Annotated in this window: 20 protein-coding genes; 12 read left to right on the forward strand and 8 right to left on the reverse strand. The window is 59.8% G+C overall.

What is annotated here, in order from left to right:
• Positions 1-22 precede the first annotated feature (22 nt).
• Together QPL94_RS01175 and QPL94_RS01180 are read left to right on the forward strand one after the other, a co-directional pair.
• The gene (locus tag QPL94_RS01175; RefSeq protein WP_285354971.1) at positions 23-1,294 is read left to right on the forward strand and encodes a sensor histidine kinase; all 1,272 of its coding nucleotides are present in this window, start codon (positions 23-25) and stop codon (positions 1,292-1,294) included.
• On the forward strand, positions 1,291-1,824 hold the full coding sequence (locus QPL94_RS01180) for a response regulator transcription factor (protein ID WP_285354972.1): 534 nt from the start codon (positions 1,291-1,293) through the stop codon (positions 1,822-1,824). Before QPL94_RS01175 ends, QPL94_RS01180 begins: the two co-directional genes overlap by 4 nt.
• Positions 1,825-1,839: 15 nt before the next feature.
• Here QPL94_RS01180 and QPL94_RS01185 read toward each other — a convergent pair whose 3' ends face one another.
• The 8 genes from QPL94_RS01185 to QPL94_RS01220 form a co-directional block, all read right to left on the reverse strand.
• Positions 1,840-2,499 (reverse strand): energy-coupling factor ABC transporter permease, encoded by a 660-nt coding sequence (locus QPL94_RS01185; protein WP_285354973.1) that lies wholly within the window; start codon positions 2,497-2,499, stop codon positions 1,840-1,842.
• Positions 2,423-4,249, reverse strand: coding sequence for a SulP family inorganic anion transporter (locus tag QPL94_RS01190; RefSeq protein WP_285354974.1), 1,827 nt, complete (start codon positions 4,247-4,249; stop codon positions 2,423-2,425). Before QPL94_RS01190 ends, QPL94_RS01185 begins: the two co-directional genes overlap by 77 nt.
• A 7-nt stretch (positions 4,250-4,256) precedes the next feature.
• Complete coding sequence (locus tag QPL94_RS01195; protein ID WP_285354975.1) at positions 4,257-5,123, reverse strand: MBL fold metallo-hydrolase; 867 nt, start codon at positions 5,121-5,123, stop codon at positions 4,257-4,259.
• Between the two features lie 77 nt (positions 5,124-5,200).
• Positions 5,201-6,715, reverse strand: a complete 1,515-nt coding sequence (locus tag QPL94_RS01200) for a sensor domain-containing diguanylate cyclase (RefSeq protein WP_285354976.1) — start codon at positions 6,713-6,715, stop codon at positions 5,201-5,203.
• A 103-nt stretch (positions 6,716-6,818) separates the two neighbouring features.
• Positions 6,819-7,439, reverse strand: coding sequence for a tetratricopeptide repeat protein (locus tag QPL94_RS01205; RefSeq protein ID WP_285354977.1), 621 nt, complete (start codon positions 7,437-7,439; stop codon positions 6,819-6,821).
• Positions 7,436-8,218, reverse strand: a complete 783-nt coding sequence (locus tag QPL94_RS01210) for an SDR family oxidoreductase (protein ID WP_285354978.1) — start codon at positions 8,216-8,218, stop codon at positions 7,436-7,438. Before QPL94_RS01210 ends, QPL94_RS01205 begins: the two co-directional genes overlap by 4 nt.
• Positions 8,205-10,391: an AMP-binding protein gene (locus QPL94_RS01215; RefSeq protein WP_285354979.1), complete on the reverse strand. Its 2,187-nt coding sequence runs from the start codon at positions 10,389-10,391 to the stop codon at positions 8,205-8,207. Before QPL94_RS01215 ends, QPL94_RS01210 begins: the two co-directional genes overlap by 14 nt.
• The gene (locus QPL94_RS01220) at positions 10,375-11,085 is read right to left on the reverse strand and encodes a thermostable hemolysin (RefSeq protein ID WP_285354980.1); all 711 of its coding nucleotides are present in this window, start codon (positions 11,083-11,085) and stop codon (positions 10,375-10,377) included. Before QPL94_RS01220 ends, QPL94_RS01215 begins: the two co-directional genes overlap by 17 nt.
• Positions 11,086-11,223: 138 nt before the next feature.
• Here QPL94_RS01220 and QPL94_RS01225 point away from each other — a divergent pair, with 138 nt between their 5' ends.
• The 10 genes from QPL94_RS01225 to QPL94_RS01270 all read left to right on the forward strand — a co-directional run bounded on the left by QPL94_RS01225 (position 11,224) and on the right by QPL94_RS01270 (position 21,684).
• On the forward strand, positions 11,224-11,910 hold the full coding sequence (locus QPL94_RS01225; protein ID WP_285354982.1) for a response regulator transcription factor: 687 nt from the start codon (positions 11,224-11,226) through the stop codon (positions 11,908-11,910).
• Positions 11,901-13,322, forward strand: a complete 1,422-nt coding sequence (locus tag QPL94_RS01230; protein ID WP_285354984.1) for an ATP-binding protein — start codon at positions 11,901-11,903, stop codon at positions 13,320-13,322. The genes QPL94_RS01225 and QPL94_RS01230 overlap by 10 nt, the downstream gene beginning before the upstream one ends.
• Before the next feature lie 93 nt (positions 13,323-13,415).
• Entirely contained in the window at positions 13,416-14,162 is a 747-nt protein-coding gene (locus QPL94_RS01235) for a glycosyltransferase family 2 protein (protein ID WP_285354986.1), read from the forward strand.
• A gap of 1 nt (position 14,163) precedes the next feature.
• Positions 14,164-14,832 (forward strand): TVP38/TMEM64 family protein, encoded by a 669-nt coding sequence (locus QPL94_RS01240; protein ID WP_285354988.1) that lies wholly within the window; start codon positions 14,164-14,166, stop codon positions 14,830-14,832.
• Between the two features lie 9 nt (positions 14,833-14,841).
• A complete protein-coding gene (locus QPL94_RS01245) occupies positions 14,842-16,590 on the forward strand; it encodes an ArnT family glycosyltransferase (RefSeq protein ID WP_285354989.1) in 1,749 nt (582 codons plus the stop codon).
• A gap of 49 nt (positions 16,591-16,639) precedes the next feature.
• Positions 16,640-16,870, forward strand: coding sequence for a hypothetical protein (locus QPL94_RS01250; protein ID WP_285354991.1), 231 nt, complete (start codon positions 16,640-16,642; stop codon positions 16,868-16,870).
• 118 nt (positions 16,871-16,988) lie between these two features.
• Positions 16,989-18,503, forward strand: coding sequence for a DNA-3-methyladenine glycosylase 2 family protein (locus QPL94_RS01255; RefSeq protein ID WP_285354992.1), 1,515 nt, complete (start codon positions 16,989-16,991; stop codon positions 18,501-18,503).
• Positions 18,500-19,021, forward strand: a complete 522-nt coding sequence (locus QPL94_RS01260) for a methylated-DNA--[protein]-cysteine S-methyltransferase (RefSeq protein ID WP_285354993.1) — start codon at positions 18,500-18,502, stop codon at positions 19,019-19,021. The genes QPL94_RS01255 and QPL94_RS01260 overlap by 4 nt, the downstream gene beginning before the upstream one ends.
• 83 nt (positions 19,022-19,104) lie before the next feature.
• A complete protein-coding gene (locus QPL94_RS01265; protein ID WP_285354994.1) occupies positions 19,105-20,424 on the forward strand; it encodes an MFS transporter in 1,320 nt (439 codons plus the stop codon).
• Positions 20,425-20,505: 81 nt separating this feature from the next.
• The gene (locus tag QPL94_RS01270) at positions 20,506-21,684 is read left to right on the forward strand and encodes a magnesium transporter (protein ID WP_285354995.1); all 1,179 of its coding nucleotides are present in this window, start codon (positions 20,506-20,508) and stop codon (positions 21,682-21,684) included.
• The last annotated feature ends 97 nt before the right edge of the window (positions 21,685-21,781 follow it).

Below are 21,781 nucleotides of genomic sequence, written 5' to 3' on the forward strand. Positions count from 1 at the left end.
GTCTGCTGCTAGAATCCCGTCCATGGAATGGCTCACCCACTCTCAGACCGGTTTTCAACAGTCCGCCCGCTACCTGCTGGGGATGCGGCTGACGCTTGTCGTGCTTCAGCTGATCGCAATCGGCGTTGCGGAGGCCATGGTAACTCTGGCGCACCGGACCGAAGCCCTGATCCTGTGCCTGGTCTATGCCGTTGTGGCGACGCTGGGCTGGCTCTGGTTTACCCGACGGCCGCCTCGTTTCACGGCGACGGTCAGCCTGGTTCTGACCATCGACCTGCTGCTGATCGGCGCCTGGCTTTACTTCACCGGCGGTTATACCAACCCGCTCGTTTCGCTACTGCTGCTGCCCATTGCCGTTGCCATTATTCTGGTGCCACTGAGCCATAGCATCGCGGTAACCGTTGCCGGTGTGGCGGTCTATACCTCCCTGGTGGTCTGGCATACGCCGCTTACCCACGAACACCACAGCGCCAATCTGGCTCAGTTGCACCTGGTGGGCATGTGGGTAACCTTTGCCATTACTGCCGCCATTCTGCTTCTCGTTGTTGGCGCACTTGCCCGCCGCCTGCGACAGCAACAGTCACTGCTGGCACAGGTGCGGGAAACCCGTCTGCGGGATGAACAGGTCATTGCCCTGGGGCTTTCCGCTGCCGCCGTAGCCCACCGCCTGGGTACACCGCTGAACACCATGACTCTGCTGGTGGATGAGATGAAGGCCGCAGTGCCGGACAACGACCTTATTGCGGATGACCTGGCGCTGATGGAACAGCAACTGGGGCTCTGCAGCGGCCACCTGCAACAACTTTCCTCGGCAGCGATGCAGGCAAGAACCGCGCAACTGGAGATCCTGACTGCCCATGACTGGATGATGCGGCTGCGGGAGTCCGCCACCCTGCTCTGGCCCGGCGCAACCATTGAATGGCAACAGCCGTTTCCCGACTGCCTGGTGGCCGTGGATGCCACGCTTGATCAGGCCGTCCTGAACCTGCTCGCCAACGCCGTGACCGCCAGCCCGTCCTGGGTCGCGATCAGCGCTCGCGAGGGAGGCGGGGGGCGGCTGGAGGTGATTGTGGAGGACCGTGGTGACGGGCTGGAGTCAGCCCTTGAGGGCGCCCTGGGCGAACAGGTTGTGACCTCGGAAAATGGCCTGGGGGTTGGCCTGTTCCTGTCCAACGCAACCATCCAGCGGCTCGGGGGAACCCTGAAAGCCCGGGTAACTGCACAGGGAACCACCATGATTATTGACCTGCCGATGGCAACCGGTCACAACGGACAAAAAGGGGGCGGCGCGTGAGCGAATACCGAACGTGGCTTCTTGTTGATGACGATGATGCCTTTCTGCAGGTTCTTCAGCGTTCGCTGAGCCGCCAGGGCATAGAATCGCGACTCGCAAGGAGCCATCAGGAAGCCAGAGAGGCGCTGACAACCGGGGACGTTCACCGCTGCGTTCTGGATCTGAACCTCGCCGGAGAAAGCGGCCTGCAGCTGTTGCCGGACCTTCTGGAGATAAGGCCGGATCTGGAGATCCTCGTTCTGACCGGTTACGGCAGCATCGCTACAGCGGTCGAGGCCATGAGGCGGGGCGCAGTGAACTACCTGTGTAAACCGGTGACGGTCAATCAGTTGCTTGCGGGTTTCGAGCCGCTGGATGCCCCGCCGAATCTCCGCAACGAGCCGCCCTCGGTGGAAGAAATGGAATGGGAACACATTCAGCGGATACTCAACGACAACGAAGGCAACGTGTCAGCCACTGCCCGGGCCCTAAACATGCATCGCCGCACCCTGCAGCGAAAATTGCAGAAACATTCCCGCTGGCGAAACTAGCCGGCTATCTGTCACTCAGCGATAGCGGCTCTGATCCAGCGTTGTCAGCCGGTCGGGGTGGAACACCATCAACCCGGTGACGAAGGCGCCGTTCACAAAGCCTTCCGGGATCATGAACAACGGCAGGTACGTCAGATACTCGTAGATCAGCTCGCCAAAGGTATACACCCCGGCAGACCACAGCATCAGACACATCACCACACCTGCCACGGCTACAGAAATACCAGCACCAAAAAAACCGCAGAAAAAGATGTAGGCAAAAAAATTCCTGAAATTGCGTCTTCGCTCCCAGAGCATGATGCCGTTGCTGACCAGGGCCGGCACCATCACCGTCACCAGCCCGTTTGCGGCGAAGGCGACCAGCGGCTCCTGCCCGGTAATCACGGTAATCACCAGCGCCAGCAATCCTGACAACACCGCCAGCCGCCATCCCATCATCAGGGTGATGAGAGTGATGCCGAACACATGAATGGATAGCCCGGGAGAAATTCCCGCCCGTAAATGCCAGACAAAACCTAGAACCACTGCCGCCCCGAAGAAGGAATGTTGCAGTGCCTGGTCGCGGCGGAATGCCGCCCAGTCTGTGCCCCGCACGGCGTTAACCAGAATCGCCAGGAATATCAGACCCGTGATGATCAGTTGGCTGACAGAGAGCAGGTTCTCGGTCATTCCCATGATTTCGATGCTCCGGTTCAGAACGTCGAGCCGCCTCTGCAGAGGATCTGGTCAGTGCCTGCCAGGCCTCGTAGGCACTCAGAAAGACCTGCCCCCCAAGGTTCGCCAACAGCTCGGTGCCACCAAGTCGGTCCATAACAGGGCCTTTTACGTCTGAAAGATGCAGGCGAACACCGGCATCCGTCAACCTTTCGTTGATCGCTTCAAGGCTTTCGAGAGCTGACGCGTCAACCTGATTGACTGCCGGGCATACCAGCACCAGGTCCTGCAGTTCCGGTTGCCGGGTCACCAGGTCCATCACGGTTTCTTCCAGAAAGCGGGCATTGGCAAAATACAGGCTTTCATCCACCCGCAGGAAGGTCACCTTCGGGCACAGTTCCACCTGGTGCCGCAGCACGTTGCGAAAATGCTCGGTACCCGGCACACGGCCAATCACCGCGCTGTGTGGGCGGCTTGTGCGGTACAGGAACAGACCGATAGAGAGAGCCACGCCAGCGACAATACCGGCCTCCACACTGTACAGCAGCGTCAGCAGGATGGTGGCCAGCATGGCTCCGAAGTCCGACCGGGAATAGCGCCAGGTTCGAGCCAGTGCGGGCAGATCAATGAGGGTGGTCACGGCCACGATGATGGTTGCAGCCAGGGTGGCCACCGGCAGATAGGCGATAGCGGGTGTCAGAAACAGCGTCGCAAGAGCGATACCAACGGCGGTGAACAGGCCTGCAGCCGGAGTTTCGGCGCCGGCATCGAAGTTCACCACCGACCGGGAGAAGCCACCCGTTACCGGCATGCCCCCTGAAAAACCCGCCCCGAGGTTTGCAGCACCAAGGCCGATCAGTTCCTGGTCCGGATCAATACGCTGGCGCCGTTTGGCCGCCAGTGTCTGCCCGACGGACACCGATTCAACAAACCCGACAACACTGATCAGCAGCGCGCCCATCGCCAGCTGTTTCCAGAGCGACAGCTCCATCGGCGGCAGGGTAAATTCCGGCAGCCCCCGGGGAATGTCGCCAACAACGCTCATTCCCCTTGCATCCAGCCCCAGCCACCAGGCCAGCAGGGTGGTCACGAATACTGCAAGAATAGGTGCCGTCTTGGTGAGGATATCCGCCATTCGCGACCCCAGGCCCAGACGTCTGAGCAGGGGGTTGAGTTTTTTGCGGGACAGAACGAGGAATACCAGCGCGCCGATACCCATCAATACGGTGGGCAGATGGGTATTCCCTATATTGGCCAATAATGACGAACCGATCTCCAGAAGGTTATGGCCCGACGCCTCGATCCCCAGAATATGTTTCAGCTGACTGGCGGCGATCACCAGCCCGGACGCCGTGATAAACCCCGAAATCACCGGGTGGCTCAGAAAATTGGCGAGAAACCCCAGCTTCAGCACGCCCATCACAAACAGCATCAGCCCTGACATCACACCCAGCAACACCGCACCGGCGACGTACTCCGGACTGCCAGCATCGGCGATCGGAGCAAGCGCCGCGGCGGTCATCAGGGCAATCACGGCAACCGGGCCAACGGACAGCGTACGACTGGTCCCGAACAGGGCATAGAGCATCAGCGGCAGGATACTGGCATACAGACCCACCTGGGCGGGCAGCCCTGCCAGCAAGGCATAGGCCAGCGACTGGGGGATCAGCATCACGGTGACGATGACGGCCGCTACCAGATCACTGACCGCATGCTCGCGCCCATAGCCGGGCAACCAACCCAGAAAAGGCAGGTACTGTTTCAGTTTCATCCGTGCCTCAGAACAGGTTGAGGGGCACTTTCAAATAGACCTGGCCGTTATCTTCCGCTGGTGGCATGTGCCCTGCCCGCATATTGACCTGCACCGAAGGCAGAATCAGCCGGGGCATGTCCAGTGTCGCGTCTCTTTCAGTCCGCATTTTCACAAAATCTTCCTCGGAAATACCTTCATGGACATGAATGTTGGCCTGGCGCTGCTCTGCCACCGTGGTCATATGATGGTATTCCTCACGCCCCGGAGCCTGGTAGTCGTGGCAAAGGAAAATGCGGGTTTCTGGCGGCAACGCCAGGACTTTCTGGATTGACTGATACAGCGTCCGGGCATCACCACCGGGAAAATCACAGCGTGCGGTGCCGTAATCCGGCATAAACAGGGTATCCCCGACAAAGGCAGCGTCACCGATCACGTACGTCAGGCAGGCGGGAGTATGACCCGGTGTGTGCAACACCCGGCCCTCCAGACCTCCAATCCGGAAGCGATCACCTTCTTCAAACAGAGCATCAAACTGGCTGCCATCCCGGGCGAACTCGGTACCGGCATTGAAAGCCTTGCCGAAAATCTCCTGTACCTCAACGATATGGGCACCAATGCCGGTTTTACCGCCAAGCTCCGTGTGCAGGTAGGGTGCGGCAGACAGGTGATCGGCGTGAACATGGGTTTCGATGACCCACTCCACCTTGAGGTTCTTTCCACGGATATAGTCAATGATCTCGTTGGCAGAACGCACATCGGTCCTGCCTGCGGCATAGTCAAAATCGAGAACAGAATCGATGATGGCGCAGGCATTGCTGTCAGGGTCACTGACCACGTAGCTGAACGTATTGGTAGGTTCGTCGAAAAAGTGCTGGACGAGTGGATTAGCCATGGTACTCATCTCCCGGGTCATTCATATTTAGTTCTAAGCATATACTAAAATGAAATATAGAGGGAAATGATCTTTTGTTATAGCCGCGATGGCCCTGATGCATTCGCGAAACAATCACGCCCCGCTTCTTTGGCAAGATAGAGGCGGTTATCTGCCTCGCCTATCAACGTTTCCGATGTCGGGTCGGCAGTACCATTATCGCCGATCGCTGCAACTCCAGCGCTGACGGTGAGGGAAATGTTCTGCCCTTCAAAAACAAAGTCGTACCCCCGGACCTTGGTAATAATCCGGTTCACCATCGCCCCCGCGGCCTTACTGTCGGTAGCCGAAAAGGCAACGACAAATTCCTCGCCTCCGAAGCGGGCCACCACATCCATGGCACGGGTGTGCTCAAGCAGAATACCGGTAAACTCCCTCAACACGTAATCACCGGCGAGGTGGCCGAGGGTGTCGTTGACCACTTTGAAGTGGTCAATATCGAACAGTGCCAGAGCGAATGACTGCTGTTCGCGGTTCCAGAGGGCAATCATTTCATCCAGGCGGGGATGGAGATAGCGGCGGTTGTGAAGCCCGGTCAACGGATCCCTTATCGACTGGTTCAGCAACTCCTCTTCCAGCCGGTGACGCTCCAGGGCGCCAGAAAGCAGCCCGGAGACAATGATCAACAGATCCGCCTGATCAGTACGCCAAACCCTCTGGCTAAGAGAGTCCACGCCAAAAAAGCCGGACACGATTCCCCGGGTACGAACCGGCACACAAAACATGGAACTGACCCCCTGTTCCATCAGCAGGGCTTTCTCCGGACCCGCTTCCACGGGTAATGCATTCACATCCTCGATAAACACAACCCCGTTTTCCCAGATCATCCGGTCTATCTGGCTATGCCACCAGGCGAAGGTATCAATCGGCACCTGCTGCTGGGTGGCGATCAGCGGCTCAACGCCCTTGCGACACCATTCATGGGTATTGGTCATTTCGGAACGCTGTTCTGAAAAACGGTACAGGTAAGCCCGGTCTACGCCAAAAAACTCGCCGATAGCCTCCAGCACCTGATTGATGCTCTCGTCAATATTGCCAAACCCGCGGGTAATAAAATCCGAGGACAATCGTGCGATCAGCTTCTGGAAACCCGCCTGAAAAGCAAACTCGGCCTCACTCTCCCGCAGGGAGAACTCGAGATCCTTGAACGGCTGGATGTCATTGAACTGGCCGAACCACAGTATGCTGCCATCGGCCTGGAGCTCGGGAATCGAGTCGGATTCAAACCAATGGTAGTCTCCGCTGGCCAGGCGCATTCTGGCCTGATGCTGCCACGGCGTGAGCTTGCTGGCAGACTCAGCAATACTGGCGGCCACACCGGCTACATCCTCCGGGTGGATAACAGAGAATACCCTTTCGCCATCCTTCTGCAGATCTGCGGGATCTATCCCGAACAGCTCCCGCACACGCTCGCTGACAAAGGGGTACCGGTGGTGTTGCCCGTCAGCACTGCGCTCATAGATGAACAAAACCCCGGGCACTCCCGACGCCAGCTTCGGAAACAGTTCCGTCGACCGGAGGTTTCCCGGCCAGTCGTCATCAAATTGCGGCATAGACGCTCAGTAACTCCGGATGCAGAGGGCCTGGTCTGGCCCCCCTTTAAATGGAGTGTAGAGCAAGGTGACAGGAGCTGCGAGCCGTAACAGCCGGGCAGGATCAAAGCTTCGCGAGCCGGTCGGCTATCTCTTCCCTCCGGCCTGTATCCGCAATTTCCCGGCCCGGCCGGGGTGACGCCCTGAGAGCATTGTTCAGATAAACCTTTGCCCTGGATTTCTTGCCCTGTTCAAGCAGGAAATCACCGAAAAAGTAATTGGGGTCGATGCCGTCGGGGTTGATAGCCAGGGCCTTTTGCAGGTATTTTTCCGCCTGCTTGTCATCTCCGAACGACAATGGCCACCCTGGCACCTGGTAATAAAGACTGCCGAGGGAGGTGTAGGCCGAGCCGTCGAGCGCACCCTCATCTATCGCGAGCGCCGCTTCCAGAGCTTGACGGGCATCCTTGACCAGCCCCAGGGCTCCCAATCCTCCTTTGGCGCCAGCATAGGTGCTCAGCACAATACCCTGCCAGATCAGCGGTTCAGCGCGGTCAGGGTATTGCCCCACAAATCCTTCAACGTCAGTCACAAGGTCTTTGAACGCCTTCTCCTGCTGGTCTTCCGGCAGCTGATACTGAATTTCCGCCCAGCGGTGCTGAATGCCCGCAAGGTCAGTCTCAAAATCCGCGGCCCAGAGCGGCATGGCGACCACCCAGGCCATCATCAGAACGATCCACTTCATGACAGTACTCCTGAATTGAGAAAACGCCGGATGATCGGCAGTTGCTTGAGCATGGCTTTATCGACGATACGCGGGAGTACTCCGTTGATGACCACGAAGAGTTTCTCCGGCCAGCCAAGGAACCGCCGTCGGTCATCATGTTTCATAGCTTCCAGGATCTGTGACGCCACCGTCTCCGGTGTATCGACGCTGTTTCCGAGGGCGCGATTCAGCTCATTCACCTCTTCGGGGTTCATTTCGGTGGCGGTGGCTCTGGGCGCCACGTAAACCACCTGAACGGTGGTATCCGCCAGCTCCCGACGCAGCGCCTCGGTAAACCCGCGCAAACCGAACTTGGTGGCGCAGTAGGCGGTATAGCCGGGGAAACCGATGCTGCCAAAAGTAGACCCTACAAATACCAGGGCACTGCTGCCGACCTTATCGAACCGGGGCACGAAGTGCCTCGCTACCAGCATGGCAGAGCGAAGATTGACAGTGAGCTGGGCATCCAGTTCGCTGACGGCCATGGCAGGGAGCCCGGCAAACCGGTTCTGGCCGGCACAGTGGATCACCCCGTCGATATCCGGATAGGCCTCGCTCAGCCGCACCAACTGCTGATCGAGATCGACGGCGGCAAGATCCAGATGCACCACGGACACCCCCTCCCGGTGCCCGAGATTCTCCGGGTGCCGGGATGCCACGATGACCCGGGCTCCCGATCTTACCAACGGATCCACCAATGCCTTGCCGATACCGCCGGTTCCTCCCAGCAGCAGGAATACCCGGTCATGCAGCCTCATGGCGCTGCTCCTTGCGGTTGGCCGGCAGCGGGATGCTGTGAAGCATGTCACCGTAGAGGCGATACACCATACGGGCGGCGTCGATAATTGCCTGCTGGTCATCCGCATCGGTGATCTCATTCATCAGCTTGCGGAAGAACTCGAAATGCTCCTGGTCCAGGGCACCATGGGAGTACAGATAACTGAAGGCTTCGTCCGGCAGCCCCAGCTGTTTCTGGATGGCTTCACCCAGCGGTGTGGCCAGCTCGATGGACGTGCCTTCCAGGACCTGCACCATGCCGAAAAAAGCCGCAGGGTTGCCGCGCTGGATACGGTCATACAGGTAGGCCACCATCAGTTCAATGGAGGTATCCGGATTACCATGGCGGATGGCGTCCTTATCCTCGCCACAGGCCTCCAGGTCATTCAGTATCCATTCGTGGTGGCCGTACTCTTCCTCGATGTACTCCACAAGAGCCTTGCGTACGAATTCCAGACGCTCCGGAAGCTGACCACCGCAAGCCATCATCAGCGGAACGGTGTGTTTTACGTGATGATAGGCCTGGGTCAGAAACCAGGTATAGCCCTTGATGTCAAAGCGCCCTTCACGGATAGCTTCAACAACCGGGGCTCCGGTTACATGGGCGCGGGCTTGCGCAGTCTCGGATTGCAGACGGTCGAAAAATGCCATATCAGTGTCTCCTGGCGGGGTTGAAAAGGTTGACTGGTCAACAGAAAGATTCATGAAAACCGGAAAGGCCCCCGCCAACAATTTTGGCAAGTCGACCTGAAGCTGATGGCGCACCGGCCGACCGTTTGCGGTCCAATGGCCCTGCGCCTGGGTCAGTAGCTGACGACGGATATACACTGCCTCCAGCCGGGCATAATCGGGCAGTCCGGCATTGAGTGTGGCCAGTGCCCCGCGTAACTGCTCCGGCGAACGACCATCCCGGATAACCACCAGTGCACTGGGGTTGGGATCACCGTCCCCGAACACCACGGCCTGATGAGCTCCCAGAGCCTGAACCAGTTCGCTCTCCAGCCATTCGGGACTGATATTACGACCAAAGCTGGTGATCAGCAGGTTCTTGGCGCGGCCATTCACCGACAGGAAACCGGCCGTATCCACGGCACCCAGATCCCCGGTATCCAACCATTCATGGTCATCAGGCTGCTCGCCCAGGTAGCCAAGGTGGGTGTTGCCCCGAATCAGGATATGCCTGCGGTCATCCACCCTCACCTCAACGTGGGACAGGGGTTTGCCTACGGTTCCCTCCACCTCGGCTCCGGGAACATTGAGCGCAACGACGGAGCTGCATTCAGACAAGCCGTAACCCTCATAAAGTGGCAAACCTGCAGCGTGGCCACGGGCCAGCAACCCGGACGACACCCGGCCTCCGCCAACCGCCAGAAACCGGAACGACCGGCTGTCCAGTTGCCCGTGTTCTGCGGCCGTCACCAGCGCCATGGCCAGTTCCGGCACCAGAATCAGTGAATGTGGTTCACCCTGGTTAATCCCCTGCACCAGGCGGGCAGGATCCAGCCCGCTGCTGCCGGTCATGCCCAGACTCTGCAGAGGAGCAATGTTGACGGTACCGCCCATAAGCAACGGCAGATAGATACCGGCGATGTTTTCCAGCAGGGTAGCCATCGGCAGGAGGCAGAGGTGCTGCTCAAGCTCAACACCACCCAACCGCTCCTTCAGGGCCAGGGTGGTCGCTGTCATCTGCTCGACAGACAGGCAGACACCCTTCGGCGTGCCGGTACTGCCTGACGTAAAGGTGATTTTTGCAGTCTCTCGCGGCATCCTCGCCGCGGCGGCTGACACCGGCAAGTGTCGTAACCAGATGCCATGCCCAAGGTGTTCTGCACCTGCACTGGCTTCCACAGACAGCAGACAGTCCAGACCCGCTCTTTCAATCAGGTGTGACGTCTGGGAGTGGGAGAAAAACACGGGCATCGGCACACAAACCACGCCTGCCAGCAGGCACGCCAGATCCGCAAGAACCCAGGCCACAGAGTTGTCGCCGCAAAGCCCCGCACGCCGAACGCCCGACCGGTTCAACTGATCGGCCAGGGCATTCGCCGCCTGCATCATCTGGGCATAACTGAAGGCCGAATCCGGCCCCCGCAAAGCAACGCGAGAGGGGAGAATACCCGCCTGGCGCCCCAGCAGTTCAGGCAGTGCGGCCATAGGAACCTCCCGACATCGATCTTCCTTCACCGTTGTTCTGCGCTACCGGCTGGACCAGTTTCAGCAAGCCGGCGGTGCGCAACGCGGACATGCCATCGGCCACGCGAATCGCCATTACCACCGGATGGTGGTCGTAATATCGTCCCCAACCAGCGCCGCTATCAGGCAGGTGTGCCGGGTCGGCCTCGGCCAGCACTTCCGTGGCAATACCGAGCCGGTGAAAACTGTTACGCAACTGATCGGTGCCGGTGCACACCACCCAGTCATAGCCGGCACCGTTCAGCCAGACCGACAGGGAAGCAAACAGATAACGGCTGACACCGGCTTCGACACCGGCCAGGTGCGCAATCTCTGCAATCCTGGAGCGTTCAATGCCGGTTACCGGCATCACCGACTCGATCGGCACCGACAGGTAATCCTCGAGAAACAGTCTTTCCTGCGCTGCATTGCGCACGCCAACCGCCGCCAGCAACGTTCCCTGTGCGGTCGTCAGGGCCAGCAAGGCCGGAATGCGCAACGAAGGCTCGGCGCCGTAGGCATGCAGAAACCGCCGGCGAATGAATCCCACAACCGTATCTGCCATTGCGGTACCAGGATGGATCTGGCAAAACCAGCGACCGGCACAACGGATGACCGGAACCACATCCCCGGAGTCCGGGGGACAACAGGTCGACATCATCAGCGGGTCTGTCATATAGGGCCTCCCTTTGGCTACAGGGACCAGACTAGGGGAGCAGCCTTAACCAGGGCTTAAGAGAATCCGGGATTTTTCTTAAGCTGGCCTTAAGATTTCTATGCCAGAATGGTTTCCAGACCAGTAACAGGACCTGCCATGCGGATATTGCTCGTAGAAGATGACCACCACCTGGCCAACACCATGCTGGACATGCTGCGCGACGACCAGAACACAGTTGACTGGCTGGACGATGGCCAGCAGGCCATGAACGCCCTCATCAATGAACATTTTGATCTGGCCATTCTGGATCTCACCCTGCCACGAGTGGACGGGCTCGATATTCTGAAGGGTGCCCGGAAACAGGGCATACAGACACCGGTGATCATTCTTACCGCCCGGGCAGATCTCGATGAAAAACTCAACGGACTTGATGCCGGTGCAGACGACTATCTGACCAAACCCTTTGCCATGGCCGAGCTCAAGGCCCGCATCCGGGCGGTAACGCGCCGGGGCACCTCTGTGCCTCAACAGGGCCTGACGGTGGGACAGCTGGTACTGAACCCGGAATCCGGTCAGCTCATCAAGGGCGATGAGACCATCACGTTGCCCCGAAGTGAGTTCCAGATTCTGTACTACCTGATGCGCCATCCCGACCAGGTTGCCACCCGCAGGCGCCTCGAAGAACAGCTGTACGGCTGGGATCAGGGTGCGGAAAGCAATGCCCTTGAAGTGCATATCCATCACCTTCGTCGCCGGGTTGGCAAGGCTTCCATCCGTACCATTCGTGGCGTGGGCTACCTGCTCGACAGCCAGGCTGCAGCCGGGGCACCGGAATGTCCCTGACCCGCACCCTGACACTGCTGGTTACCTCAACGGTTCTGCTGGTTGCGCTCATCGCCGCCGCCTGGAGTTACATCGAGAGCAACCATGAGCTGGAAGAGCTGTTCGATGCCGAACTGGCCCAGAGCACACGGATCGTCCAGGGCCTGGTTCGCCACCTGGCTGATACCCAGTCGCTGGAACAGTTACCGCAAACTCTCAGTGAAACACTGGCACTGCCGCGCACCGACGATATGGACATCGATTTCGAGGCCGACGATGATGAAATCCTGCCGGACGGAACCGGGCACAAATATGAAAAAAAACTGGCCTTTGAGGTCTGGACACCTGATCGCGAACCGCTGCTGGACACCCTCAAGGCCGATGATGCCGAGGGACTGGTTCCGGGATACTCCTGGGCCGAGTCCAGCGGCCACCGCTGGCGGGTTTTCACGCTCCAGGACCCGGCCACCGGCTTCTGGATCCGTACCGCCCAGCGTGAAGACATCCGTGAGGAGCTGAGTCAGGAACTGGCTCTTGGCAACGTACTTCCTCTGCTGCTGGCACTGCCGCTGCTGCTGATTGCCGCCAGTGCCGCCATCCAACTGGGATTCCGCCCCCTGCGGAGACTGGAGCGCCCCATCCGCCACATGGCCGCGGAAAACATCCATCCCATCGACGACCGGCAGGCACCCAGAGAGGTGGCAGGGCTGGTACAGGCGGTGAACAGCCTGCTCAAGCGCCTGAACCAGGCTCTCGAGCGGGAACGCCGGTTCTCCGCCGATGCCGCCCATGAACTGCGGACACCACTGACGGCGTTGCGGCTGAACCTCGAGAGGATCTGTGAGAAGGATCCGGAACAATTCCGGGACCTGATCCAGTCCGTCGACCGCATGGTGCATCTGGTTGAGCAAATGCTGTTGCTCAACCAGGTCGATGCAGGTACCGACTTCCGCCCGGGCTACCATAACCTCTCGGTGATTCTGGAACAGAGCATTGCAGACGTCGCGCCGCTGGCCCTGAAAAAGGACATCGACCCCATACTCGAAGACGAAGCCGGTGAGGCTCTGACCTGCTGCCACAGTGCCCTGGTCAACACACTGATGCGCTCCCTGCTCGCCAACGCCATTCAGTACAGCCCGGAGCACACTGCCATTACCACCCGCCTGGTGCCCTCCGGTGACGGCTACCTCATAACCGTGTGCGACCAGGGCCCGGGCATTCCCCCAAAAGAACGCGAGCGGGCGCTCAGCCGTTTCGTAAGGCTTGACCAGCGACGAGGCGGCGGTGCCGGGCTTGGACTCGCCATCGCACGCCGCATCGCCGAACTCCATGGTGGCCAATTGACCCTCAGCGACCGAACCGACGGTCAGTGTGGACTCTGTGTCAGCATCTGGCTTCCGGCACAGCCTGCCCGGCAAATCCACAGGGGTTAAGGTTGAATTAAGGTTGCAGGCGGATACTGCGGTTCCAGACGATGGGGCCAAAGCCGGCCCCGATGCCACGCCTGCTACCGAAGGAATGCCTTTATGAGCCAGGAACAAACGCTATCACTGGTGATCCCCGCCCGGGACGAACAGACAAACATCGCCAGCCTGCTGACCGAAGCCTTTGATGTGATGCAGGATTACCGGGGCTTTGAAGTGGTTCTGGTTGACGATGGCAGCAGTGACCAGACGCTGGACACGGCATTGGGAGCGGCCCAAGCCGCCAGTGGCCGGCTGGTGACAGTCCGGCACGAGCGGAGTATCGGCCAGAGCGGAGCCCTCGCCACCGGCATCAGGCACGCCAGTGGTCGCCTGATCGTAACGATGGACGGCGACGGCCAGAACGACCCGGCCGACATCCCCGCACTGCTGCAAAAAGCCAATACAATCCTGGCACCCGATTTCTGCATCGCCGGCTATCGCAAAAAGCGCAAGGACACTGCCTGGAAACGTTTCCAGTCGCGGCTTGCCAACCGGGTTCGTAATGCCTTGCTGCACGATGGTGTTCCGGACACGGGGTGCGGGCTCAAGCTGTTTCCACGGGATACCTTCCTCAAACTGCCCTGGTTCGACCATGGCCATCGGTTCATCCCCGCCCTGGTCAAGGCGATCGGCGGTGAAATCAGAGTTGTGGAAGTCAATCATCGGCCGCGTAATGGCGGTGTTTCCAAGTACAACGCCTGGAACAGGACCTGGGCCGGGATGCTCGATCTTGTCGGCGTTATGTGGCTATTGCGCAGAACCCGGGTGCCCGTCATTTCCCGGATTCTGAATTCGCAAGCAGTCTGACATGCAGAACCTCGTCCGCGGGCTGTTCTTCGCAGCATTGGCATTGGCGGGCTACCTGGCCGTTGATGCCGGCTGGCTGAACGTCCTGACCGATGAAAACCGGTTGGCCAGCTACCTCGGCAGCCATGGAGCGGCCGGCATTGTGTTTATCACAGTGGCCGGGGCTCTGTTCACCGGCCTCGGTGCGCCCCGGCAAGTACTCGCATTTGCAATGGGGTTTGCCCTCGGAAGCATCAACGGCGCGTTACTTTCATCACTGGCTACGTCCATCGGCGCCAGCGGCTGTTTTTTCGCCGCTCGTTGGCTGCTGCGTGACTCGCTGAGCCACCGCTTCAGTCACCAGATGCGTCAGTTTGATGGCCTGTTTCGCGAGCAGCCCCTGCAGAAAATAGTGATGGTTCGCCTGCTGCCGGTGGGTAGCAATCTGCTGACCAATCTGGTCGCCGGTAGCTCCGGCATCCGTTTCGTCCCGTTTCTGATGGGCAGCACGCTTGGATACCTGCCCCAGATGGCGATTTTCGCCCTGGCCGGGTCCGGGATCGGCAACGCTGACCGTTACCAATTGCTGCTCAGCATTGTTCTGTTTGCCTTGGCCTCACTGATGGGGGCATCACTCTACCGAAATCACAGGGCCCGAGCCCTGGCCGACTCTGTTTCTGATCATCCCTGAGACTGGACCATGCCCGCATCACCCCTTGTTCGCCATCTCCCCGAATACGTATTCAACCTCTCGCGGAACCGGCTACTGCTGGTGTTGCTGGCATTTGCTGCAGTGATGATCTTCACCGGCATCGGCCTGCGATCCCCGTGGCCTGCCGACGAACCGCGCTTTGCCGAGGTCGCCAGGGAGATGGTGGCTTCCGGTAACTGGCTGATCCCCATGAGAGGTGGCGAGCTCTATCCGGACAAGCCTCCTGTCTTCATGTGGAGCATTGCCCTGTTCTATTGGTTGACTGGCAGCCTGAAAGTCGCCTTTATGCTGCCGAACGCGCTTTGCAGCCTGCTGACCCTGGGGCTGGTGTTTGATCTGGGTGCAAGGCTATGGAACCCGCGTACCGGCACCATCGCGGTGTTGCTGTTGATGCTCGCACCACAGTTTCTGATTCAGGCCCAGAAGGCCCAGATCGATGCCATGGTGGCCTGCTGGATTACCGTCGCCTGCTATGGCCTGAGCCGGCATTTTTTCACTGGACCGGCCTGGGGCTGGTACTTTGCCGCCTGGGCATTCATGGGGCTCGGGGTTATCACCAAGGGTGTCGGGTTTCTGCCCGCCTTCATGCTTATCCCGATTCTGTTACTCGGGCTCCGGGACCGCCAGCTTTTTTCCGACACACTCACCTGGCGCTGCGCCCTCGGCCCACTTGCCATGCTCGCCGTCGTCGCAGCCTGGCTGATCCCCATGGCGCTCTATGTGAACAGCCTGGGCACAGAAGAAGCTCTAGCCTACAGAGACAACATCCTGTTCAAACAGACCGGCGAACGTTATGCAGACTCGTGGGGCCATATCCAGCCCTGGCACTACTACCTGACCAGTGTTATTCCCTCACTCTGGTTCCCGCTGCCGTTATTGCTGCTGGGCTTGCTAAGGCCAATGGCAGAAACGATCCGGCAACGCCCAGTCATCGTGGTTCTATTGGCCTGGATCGTTCTGGTTATCGTGTTTTTCAGCATCAGCCCCGGCAAGCGGGGAGTGTATGTTCTGCCTGCATTGCCCATGCTCGCCCTCGCCATTGCACCGGCACTGAGCACCCGGCGGCCAGCCCGGTGGTTTCCTCCAATACTGACAGGCCTGCATTTGCTGCTCGCCTTTGCCCTGATAAGCGTGGGCATCATGGCCTGGAACGATTACCCCGGACTGGTTAAAAAAGTGTCTGATTACAGCCAGGACCCGGCGCGCCTGCATGAAGCCGGAACACTCGTCTTCGGCGTTGGCGTGATATGGCTGCTGAGTCTCGGTGTATTCTGGCGCACTGATGCGCTGCGGCGCTTCTTTATTGCTCTGATGGTCAGCTGGTTGCTCTACACAACCTTGGGGTATCGCATTCTCGAACCCCTGCGTACCCCTCGCAATATTCTCGCTGCCGCCGAACAGGTAATTCCCTCCAATGCACAGATCGGCATGATTGATTTCAAGGAGCAGTTCATCCTGTTCTCCCGACTCGATTTCACGCATTTCAGCTATTTCAGCAACCGTGAACAGGAAGAGCGCAATGCATGGCTGTGGATGGACGAAACGGCGGACAGCTACCTCATTGTCGAAGACCAACATGCGTTACTATGCTTCAGCAAAGCAGGAGCTATTCGCCTGGGGACGGCCCACCGGGAGAGCTACCTTCTATTGAGCGAAGAACATATGAAGCCTGATTGCGCCCCGCCGAATTCAGTCAAACGGTTTACCACACCAGGGCCCGGTAGCTGGATGAATTGAGCCGACCGTACATCAATACCGACCAATCGCATTAACAGAAAAATGAGCGATGAAAAAACACGAGATAAAAGCACTTCGGAGCAAGAGCGGCGTCGACGCGGTGAAGATCGTGAGGTCTCCGTCAGATCCCCAGGAATGGGTCGTGCTCTTTAAAGAAGTTGAAGGAAAAAGCTTTTTCCTGGTCTCTGACGATGATCAGGTGTGTAGCTATGCAACCCTGGATGCGGCCGTCGAGATACTGGACGAGCTAGGATTTGCACGGGCGGAAGTTCTGTTCTGACCAGATCTACCTGATGCCGACCAGGCACTGCGGGGCGCAGAAACGGGCCCTCATATTAATCGATCATCAGTTCCGAATTCGGCGAGTTTTCCCGCGCCGCACTGGTACACTTCCAGACATGGAGACACTGACTGACGACCTCTGCTACCGGGCACTGAAAACCCGGGACGCCCGCTTCGACGGACGCTTCTACACCGCTGTGCTGACCACCGGAATTTTCTGCCGCCCGATCTGCCCCGCTGTTACCCCCAAGCGGGGCAATGTGCACTTTTACCCATCGGCAGAAACCGCCATGGCCAATGGTTTCCGCCCCTGCCTGCGGTGCCGTCCTGAAGCGGCTCCTGGCAGCCCCGCCGCTGCCGGCGTACATACCACGCTGGCACGAGCTGTGCGGCTAGTGGAGGAAGGCGCCCTGGACACAGGCACAGTATCCGACCTGGCGGAGCGCCTTGGCATTACCGATCGCTACCTGCGCCAACTCTACAAGCGCCACACCGGAGTGAACCCACAGCAACATGCCCAGGCCCGGCGCCTGTTACGAGCCCGACAGCTTCTCGTGGACAGCAACCTGAGCATGACCGAAATTGCTGATATCGCCGGCTTTGGCAGCCTGCGACGCTTCAATCACACGCTGAAAGAAACCTATGGCGACGCGCCCACGGCCTACCGTCGTGGGCTTAAACCCATTGCAAACGATGCCACGCACACGCCCGACGCCCCCTTTTTGCCAGCCCGCGACGACCTTGTACTGTTCCTCCAGGCACGCTCGCCCTTTGACGGCGACCAATTGCTGACGCATTTCCGCGCCCGCGCCATACCCGGGCTGGAGGCGGTGGGCAAACAGTATTATGCGCGATCCGTGTATGTGCGGGGGCAACCGGGGCTGGTGATCTGCCGCCCGCAAACCCACCCGCAGGGCGTGCAGGTTATCCTACGGGGTCCGGCACGCCAGGCCATCCTGGAGGTAAGCGCGCAAGTACGCCGGTTGTTTGATCTGGATGCCGACCTTCCCGGCATCACCGACCACCTGTCCCAGGACCCACTGTTGCAACCCCTGGTTGCGCAACATCCCGGCCTGCGGGTACCCGGTTGCTGGGACCGGTTTGAATTCGCTCTTCGGGCTGTCCTGGGACAACAGATATCCATTGCCGCCGCCCGCACGCTTGCAGGCAGGCTGGTTGCCAGCCAGGGCACCCCACTTCCTGATGAATTGACGGCTGGTACAGGAATCACCCACCGATTCCCGCAGCCAGAAGCGATAGCAGACCAGCCGCCAATCACCATAGGGCTGCCCCGTAACCGCGCAGACACCCTGGCACAAGTCGCAGCCCGGTTTGCCGAGCCCGGTTTTGCCGAACTGGACGGCAACACCCTGCTGGAGCAGCTGGCCACCCTGCGTGGTATCGGCCCCTGGACACTCAATTACCTGGCACTTCGTGGCCTGGGCGATCCGGATGCTTTCCCGGCAAGCGACCTGGGCATACTCAAGGCCTCTGCCCATCTTGGCGGCCCGACAAACGCCAAGACTCTAACCCATTATGCCGAGCGCTGGCGTCCATGGCGGGCCTATGCAGCCCAGTACCTGTGGACATCACTGGCCAGTCACCCAGCCCGGGAGGAGACAATGTCATGAGCACAACAATCACTGTCAGCCGCTACCCCAGCCCCATTGGCCCACTCAGCCTGGCCACGGTAAACGGCAAACTCGTTCACCTGGACTTTGACGGCAACGACCAGCGCATGCACACCCTGCAAACACGGCGCTTCCGTGACGCCCAATGGCAGGAACAGCTCCAGTCCGCCCCCGAGGCCATTACGCAGTGGCTGGAGGCCTACTTCGCCGGGGTCTTTCAGCCGCTGCCATGGAACGATCTCCAGTTAACCGGGACCGACTTCCAGCAACAGGTGTGGCAGGGGCTCACCGGCATTCCCACGGGAAAGCCCTGCTCCTACCGGGCACTGGCCGAAACTCTGGGCAACCCCAGGGCCGTGCGTGCCGTAGCGCGGGCCAATGCTCTCAACCCGGTGGCCATCCTGATCCCCTGCCACCGTGTAATCGGTGCTGACGGTACACTAACCGGTTACGCCGGCGGCCTGGAACGCAAGGCCTGGCTGCTCGACCATGAGGCTGAGAGCCTGAAGGCGGTTTAACCAGACAGGGCTGGGCATCGGCACCGATACCGGCGACAATCAGCGCACGGATATCCCTTGCAAGGAACAGGAGCCCCGCCCGCATGCCACCGCAAACGCCCTTAGCCCAGCCCTCGCGCGCGCAGCAGGAAGACAAACGCGCACTCTGGGCCTGGGCCTTTTACGACTGGGCCAACAGCGCCTTTTTCACCATCATCCTCACTTTTGTATTTGCCCAGTACTTCAGTGTGTCAGTGATGCAGAACGAGGTGAAAGGTACCGAGGCCTGGGGCTATATCGTGGGCATTTCCGGCGTGATTATCGCCGTACTGGCGCCCATTCTCGGCGCCATCGCCGACCAGTCGGGCCGACGCAAACCCTGGTTTATCACCTTCACCCTGTTGTGTGTGGTTTCCTGCGCCATGCTGTGGACCGTCACGCCGGAACAGGACCAGTTCTGGAACGCCGCGCTGTGGGTGGGCCTTGGCACCCTTGGTGCGGAATTCGCCTTCATTTTCTACAACTCCATGCTGCCGGACCTGGCCAGCCCGGAACGCACCGGGCGCTGGTCCGGCTGGGCCTGGGGGCTGGGTTATGTCGGGGGTGTTCTGAGCCTGGTGGTTGCGCTGTACGGTTTTATCGAAACCGATGCCACCCTGTTCAACCTGAACCGGGACGAAGCCGAGCACGTGCGCGCCACCTTCGTTCTCGTTGCTGTCTGGTACCTGGTGTTCGCCCTCCCTGCCTTTTTCTTCATCCCTGACCGCCCATCCACCGGCCTGGGCCTGGCAGCTGCCACCCGTGCCGGATTCGTACAACTGAAAGAGTCCATCGCCCACGTTCGTCAGTACAAAGACATTGTGCGTTTTCTGATTGCCCGAATGCTGTACACCGACGGCCTGGCCACCATCTTTACGTTCGGCGGTGTATACGCCGCCGGCACCTTCAATATGGGCGCCACGGAAGTGCTGCAGTTCGCCATTGCCCTGAACGTAACGGCCGGGCTGGGCGCCCTGGGTTTTGCCTGGATTGACGATGCTCTTGGTGGTCGCAACACCATCCTGCTATCGCTGGCAGGGCTGGGCACCAGTGCGCTGGGCATCCTGGTGGTAGACGGCACCACAGCCTTCTGGGTATGGGGCATGATCCTGGGCATTTTCGTGGGGCCACTGCAATCGGCCAGCCGCTCCCATCTGGCCCGCGTGGCCCCACCCCACCTGCAAACCCAGATGTTCGGCCTGTTCGCCTTTTCCGGCAAAGCCACCGCGTTTGCGGGCCCCTTGCTGGTAGGCTGGGTTACCGCGGTTACCGACAGCCAGCGCTGGGGTATGAGCACCATCCTGGTGTTCCTGGTCATTGGCTTCCTGTTGATGTTGAAGGTGCCTGTGACCGAAACCAGGAAACCCGAAAGCCCATCAGCGTGATTCCACTGTGATGGCTGCGGCATGCCGTCGGTGGCGCCGCCTGTTATAGTCTGGATACAGATACAGAGGGCGGACCGAGACATGTCACACAGTATGGGACTGACCGAGCGGGTGGAGCATATCCGCGAACTGGCACCCCGGGATGCCGCCGAGGAACTGGTCCGGCTGCCGGCAGACGATATCCAGTTTATTCTTTCGCGGTTGCCTGCGGAGCAGGCGCTGGTGATAGCCTCCCACCTGGGCGAAGTTGCCGCCCCGGACGACGCTGCCACCCGCGCGGTGCTCTCTGGCATGGAAGAAACCATTGGTGAGTTGATGACCCCACCAACGGCGACGCTGCCGGACAGCTATACCGTCGCCGAAGCGCTGACCTTCATGGTGAAAAGCGCCGACGTGTCCGAGATCAGCTATATATTCGTGACCAATGAGGATCGCCTTGTGGGTGTAGTGGGCATGCGCGACCTGATTCTCTCCAAGCCCTCCGAGTCCCTTGCCAGCATCATGGTGCCCGAGCCCTTCGCCTTCCAACAGGACACCCGCGTCGAGGACGCTGTCAGCGAGGTGCTTTACCGGCACTACCGCATGTACCCGGTGGTGGACGAACAACAGCACGTGGTCGGCGAAGTGCGAGGCTGGAAGCTGTATGAGCGCATCGCCACAGAATTGAGCGCCCAGGCCGGCTCCCAGTACGGTGTGGCAAAAGAGGAGCAGATCAACACACCGGTGCTCGCCGCCTTCCGCATGCGCCACCCCTGGCTGCAGGTGAATCTGATCACTGCCTTCGCCGCTGCCTTCGTGGTGGGCATGTTCGAGAGCACCATCGCCCAGATCGTCGCCCTGGCCGCCTTCCTGCCCGTACTTGCCGGGCAGAGCGGCAACACCGGCTGCCAGGCACTGGCGATCACCCTCCGCGGTATCACCCTGGGACAAATCAAGGACTATCCGATCAGCCAGCTGCTGCGCAAGGAAATCCTGCTGGGCGCGCTCAATGGCGCCGCCGTGGGCGTCATTGCCGGCATCGCCATGTTCGCCTACGCCGTGTCCACCGACTCCGCCAACCCGGCCATGCTCGGCCTGGTCATCTTCATCGCCATGGTCGGCGCCTGCATGGGTAGCGGCATTTTCGGCGTAGCGGTGCCCTTGCTGCTCAAACGCTTCGGCGCTGACCCGGCCACCGCCAGCAGTATCTTCCTGACCACGTTCACCGACATTATCGGCATGGGCCTGATGCTGTTCCTGGCCACCTCAATGGTGCTGTAGCGCCCGAAGGTCCTTGGAAGACTGCCTGATGTTGATGCGGGCATCGGGATTCCGCCTCTGGCTGGCGCGAACCCCTATGATGCTAAACTGGCGGGCA

Origin of the sequence: Marinobacter sp. SS13-12, from assembly GCF_030227115.1 — a bacterium.
Classification (GTDB): domain Bacteria; phylum Pseudomonadota; class Gammaproteobacteria; order Pseudomonadales; family Oleiphilaceae; genus Marinobacter.

Excerpts from the sequence above, each read along its gene's own strand:
- QPL94_RS01175 (WP_285354971.1), top strand. The coding sequence starts at position 23 with ATGGAATGGCTCACCCACTCTCAGACCGGTTTTCAACAGTCCGCCCGC.
- QPL94_RS01185 (WP_285354973.1), bottom strand. The coding sequence starts at position 2,499 with ATGGGAATGACCGAGAACCTGCTCTCTGTCAGCCAACTGATCATCACG.
- QPL94_RS01190 (WP_285354974.1), bottom strand. The coding sequence starts at position 4,249 with ATGAAACTGAAACAGTACCTGCCTTTTCTGGGTTGGTTGCCCGGCTAT.
- QPL94_RS01195 (WP_285354975.1), bottom strand. The coding sequence starts at position 5,123 with ATGGCTAATCCACTCGTCCAGCACTTTTTCGACGAACCTACCAATACG.
- QPL94_RS01200 (WP_285354976.1), bottom strand. The coding sequence starts at position 6,715 with ATGCCGCAATTTGATGACGACTGGCCGGGAAACCTCCGGTCGACGGAA.
- QPL94_RS01205 (WP_285354977.1), bottom strand. The coding sequence starts at position 7,439 with ATGAAGTGGATCGTTCTGATGATGGCCTGGGTGGTCGCCATGCCGCTC.
- QPL94_RS01210 (WP_285354978.1), bottom strand. The coding sequence starts at position 8,218 with ATGAGGCTGCATGACCGGGTATTCCTGCTGCTGGGAGGAACCGGCGGT.
- QPL94_RS01215 (WP_285354979.1), bottom strand. The coding sequence starts at position 10,391 with ATGGCCGCACTGCCTGAACTGCTGGGGCGCCAGGCGGGTATTCTCCCC.
- QPL94_RS01220 (WP_285354980.1), bottom strand. The coding sequence starts at position 11,085 with ATGACAGACCCGCTGATGATGTCGACCTGTTGTCCCCCGGACTCCGGG.
- QPL94_RS01225 (WP_285354982.1), top strand. The coding sequence starts at position 11,224 with ATGCGGATATTGCTCGTAGAAGATGACCACCACCTGGCCAACACCATG.
- QPL94_RS01230 (WP_285354984.1), top strand. The coding sequence starts at position 11,901 with ATGTCCCTGACCCGCACCCTGACACTGCTGGTTACCTCAACGGTTCTG.
- QPL94_RS01235 (WP_285354986.1), top strand. The coding sequence starts at position 13,416 with ATGAGCCAGGAACAAACGCTATCACTGGTGATCCCCGCCCGGGACGAA.
- QPL94_RS01240 (WP_285354988.1), top strand. The coding sequence starts at position 14,164 with ATGCAGAACCTCGTCCGCGGGCTGTTCTTCGCAGCATTGGCATTGGCG.
- QPL94_RS01245 (WP_285354989.1), top strand. The coding sequence starts at position 14,842 with ATGCCCGCATCACCCCTTGTTCGCCATCTCCCCGAATACGTATTCAAC.
- QPL94_RS01250 (WP_285354991.1), top strand. The coding sequence starts at position 16,640 with ATGAAAAAACACGAGATAAAAGCACTTCGGAGCAAGAGCGGCGTCGAC.
- QPL94_RS01255 (WP_285354992.1), top strand. The coding sequence starts at position 16,989 with ATGGAGACACTGACTGACGACCTCTGCTACCGGGCACTGAAAACCCGG.
- QPL94_RS01260 (WP_285354993.1), top strand. The coding sequence starts at position 18,500 with ATGAGCACAACAATCACTGTCAGCCGCTACCCCAGCCCCATTGGCCCA.
- QPL94_RS01265 (WP_285354994.1), top strand. The coding sequence starts at position 19,105 with ATGCCACCGCAAACGCCCTTAGCCCAGCCCTCGCGCGCGCAGCAGGAA.
- QPL94_RS01270 (WP_285354995.1), top strand. The coding sequence starts at position 20,506 with ATGTCACACAGTATGGGACTGACCGAGCGGGTGGAGCATATCCGCGAA.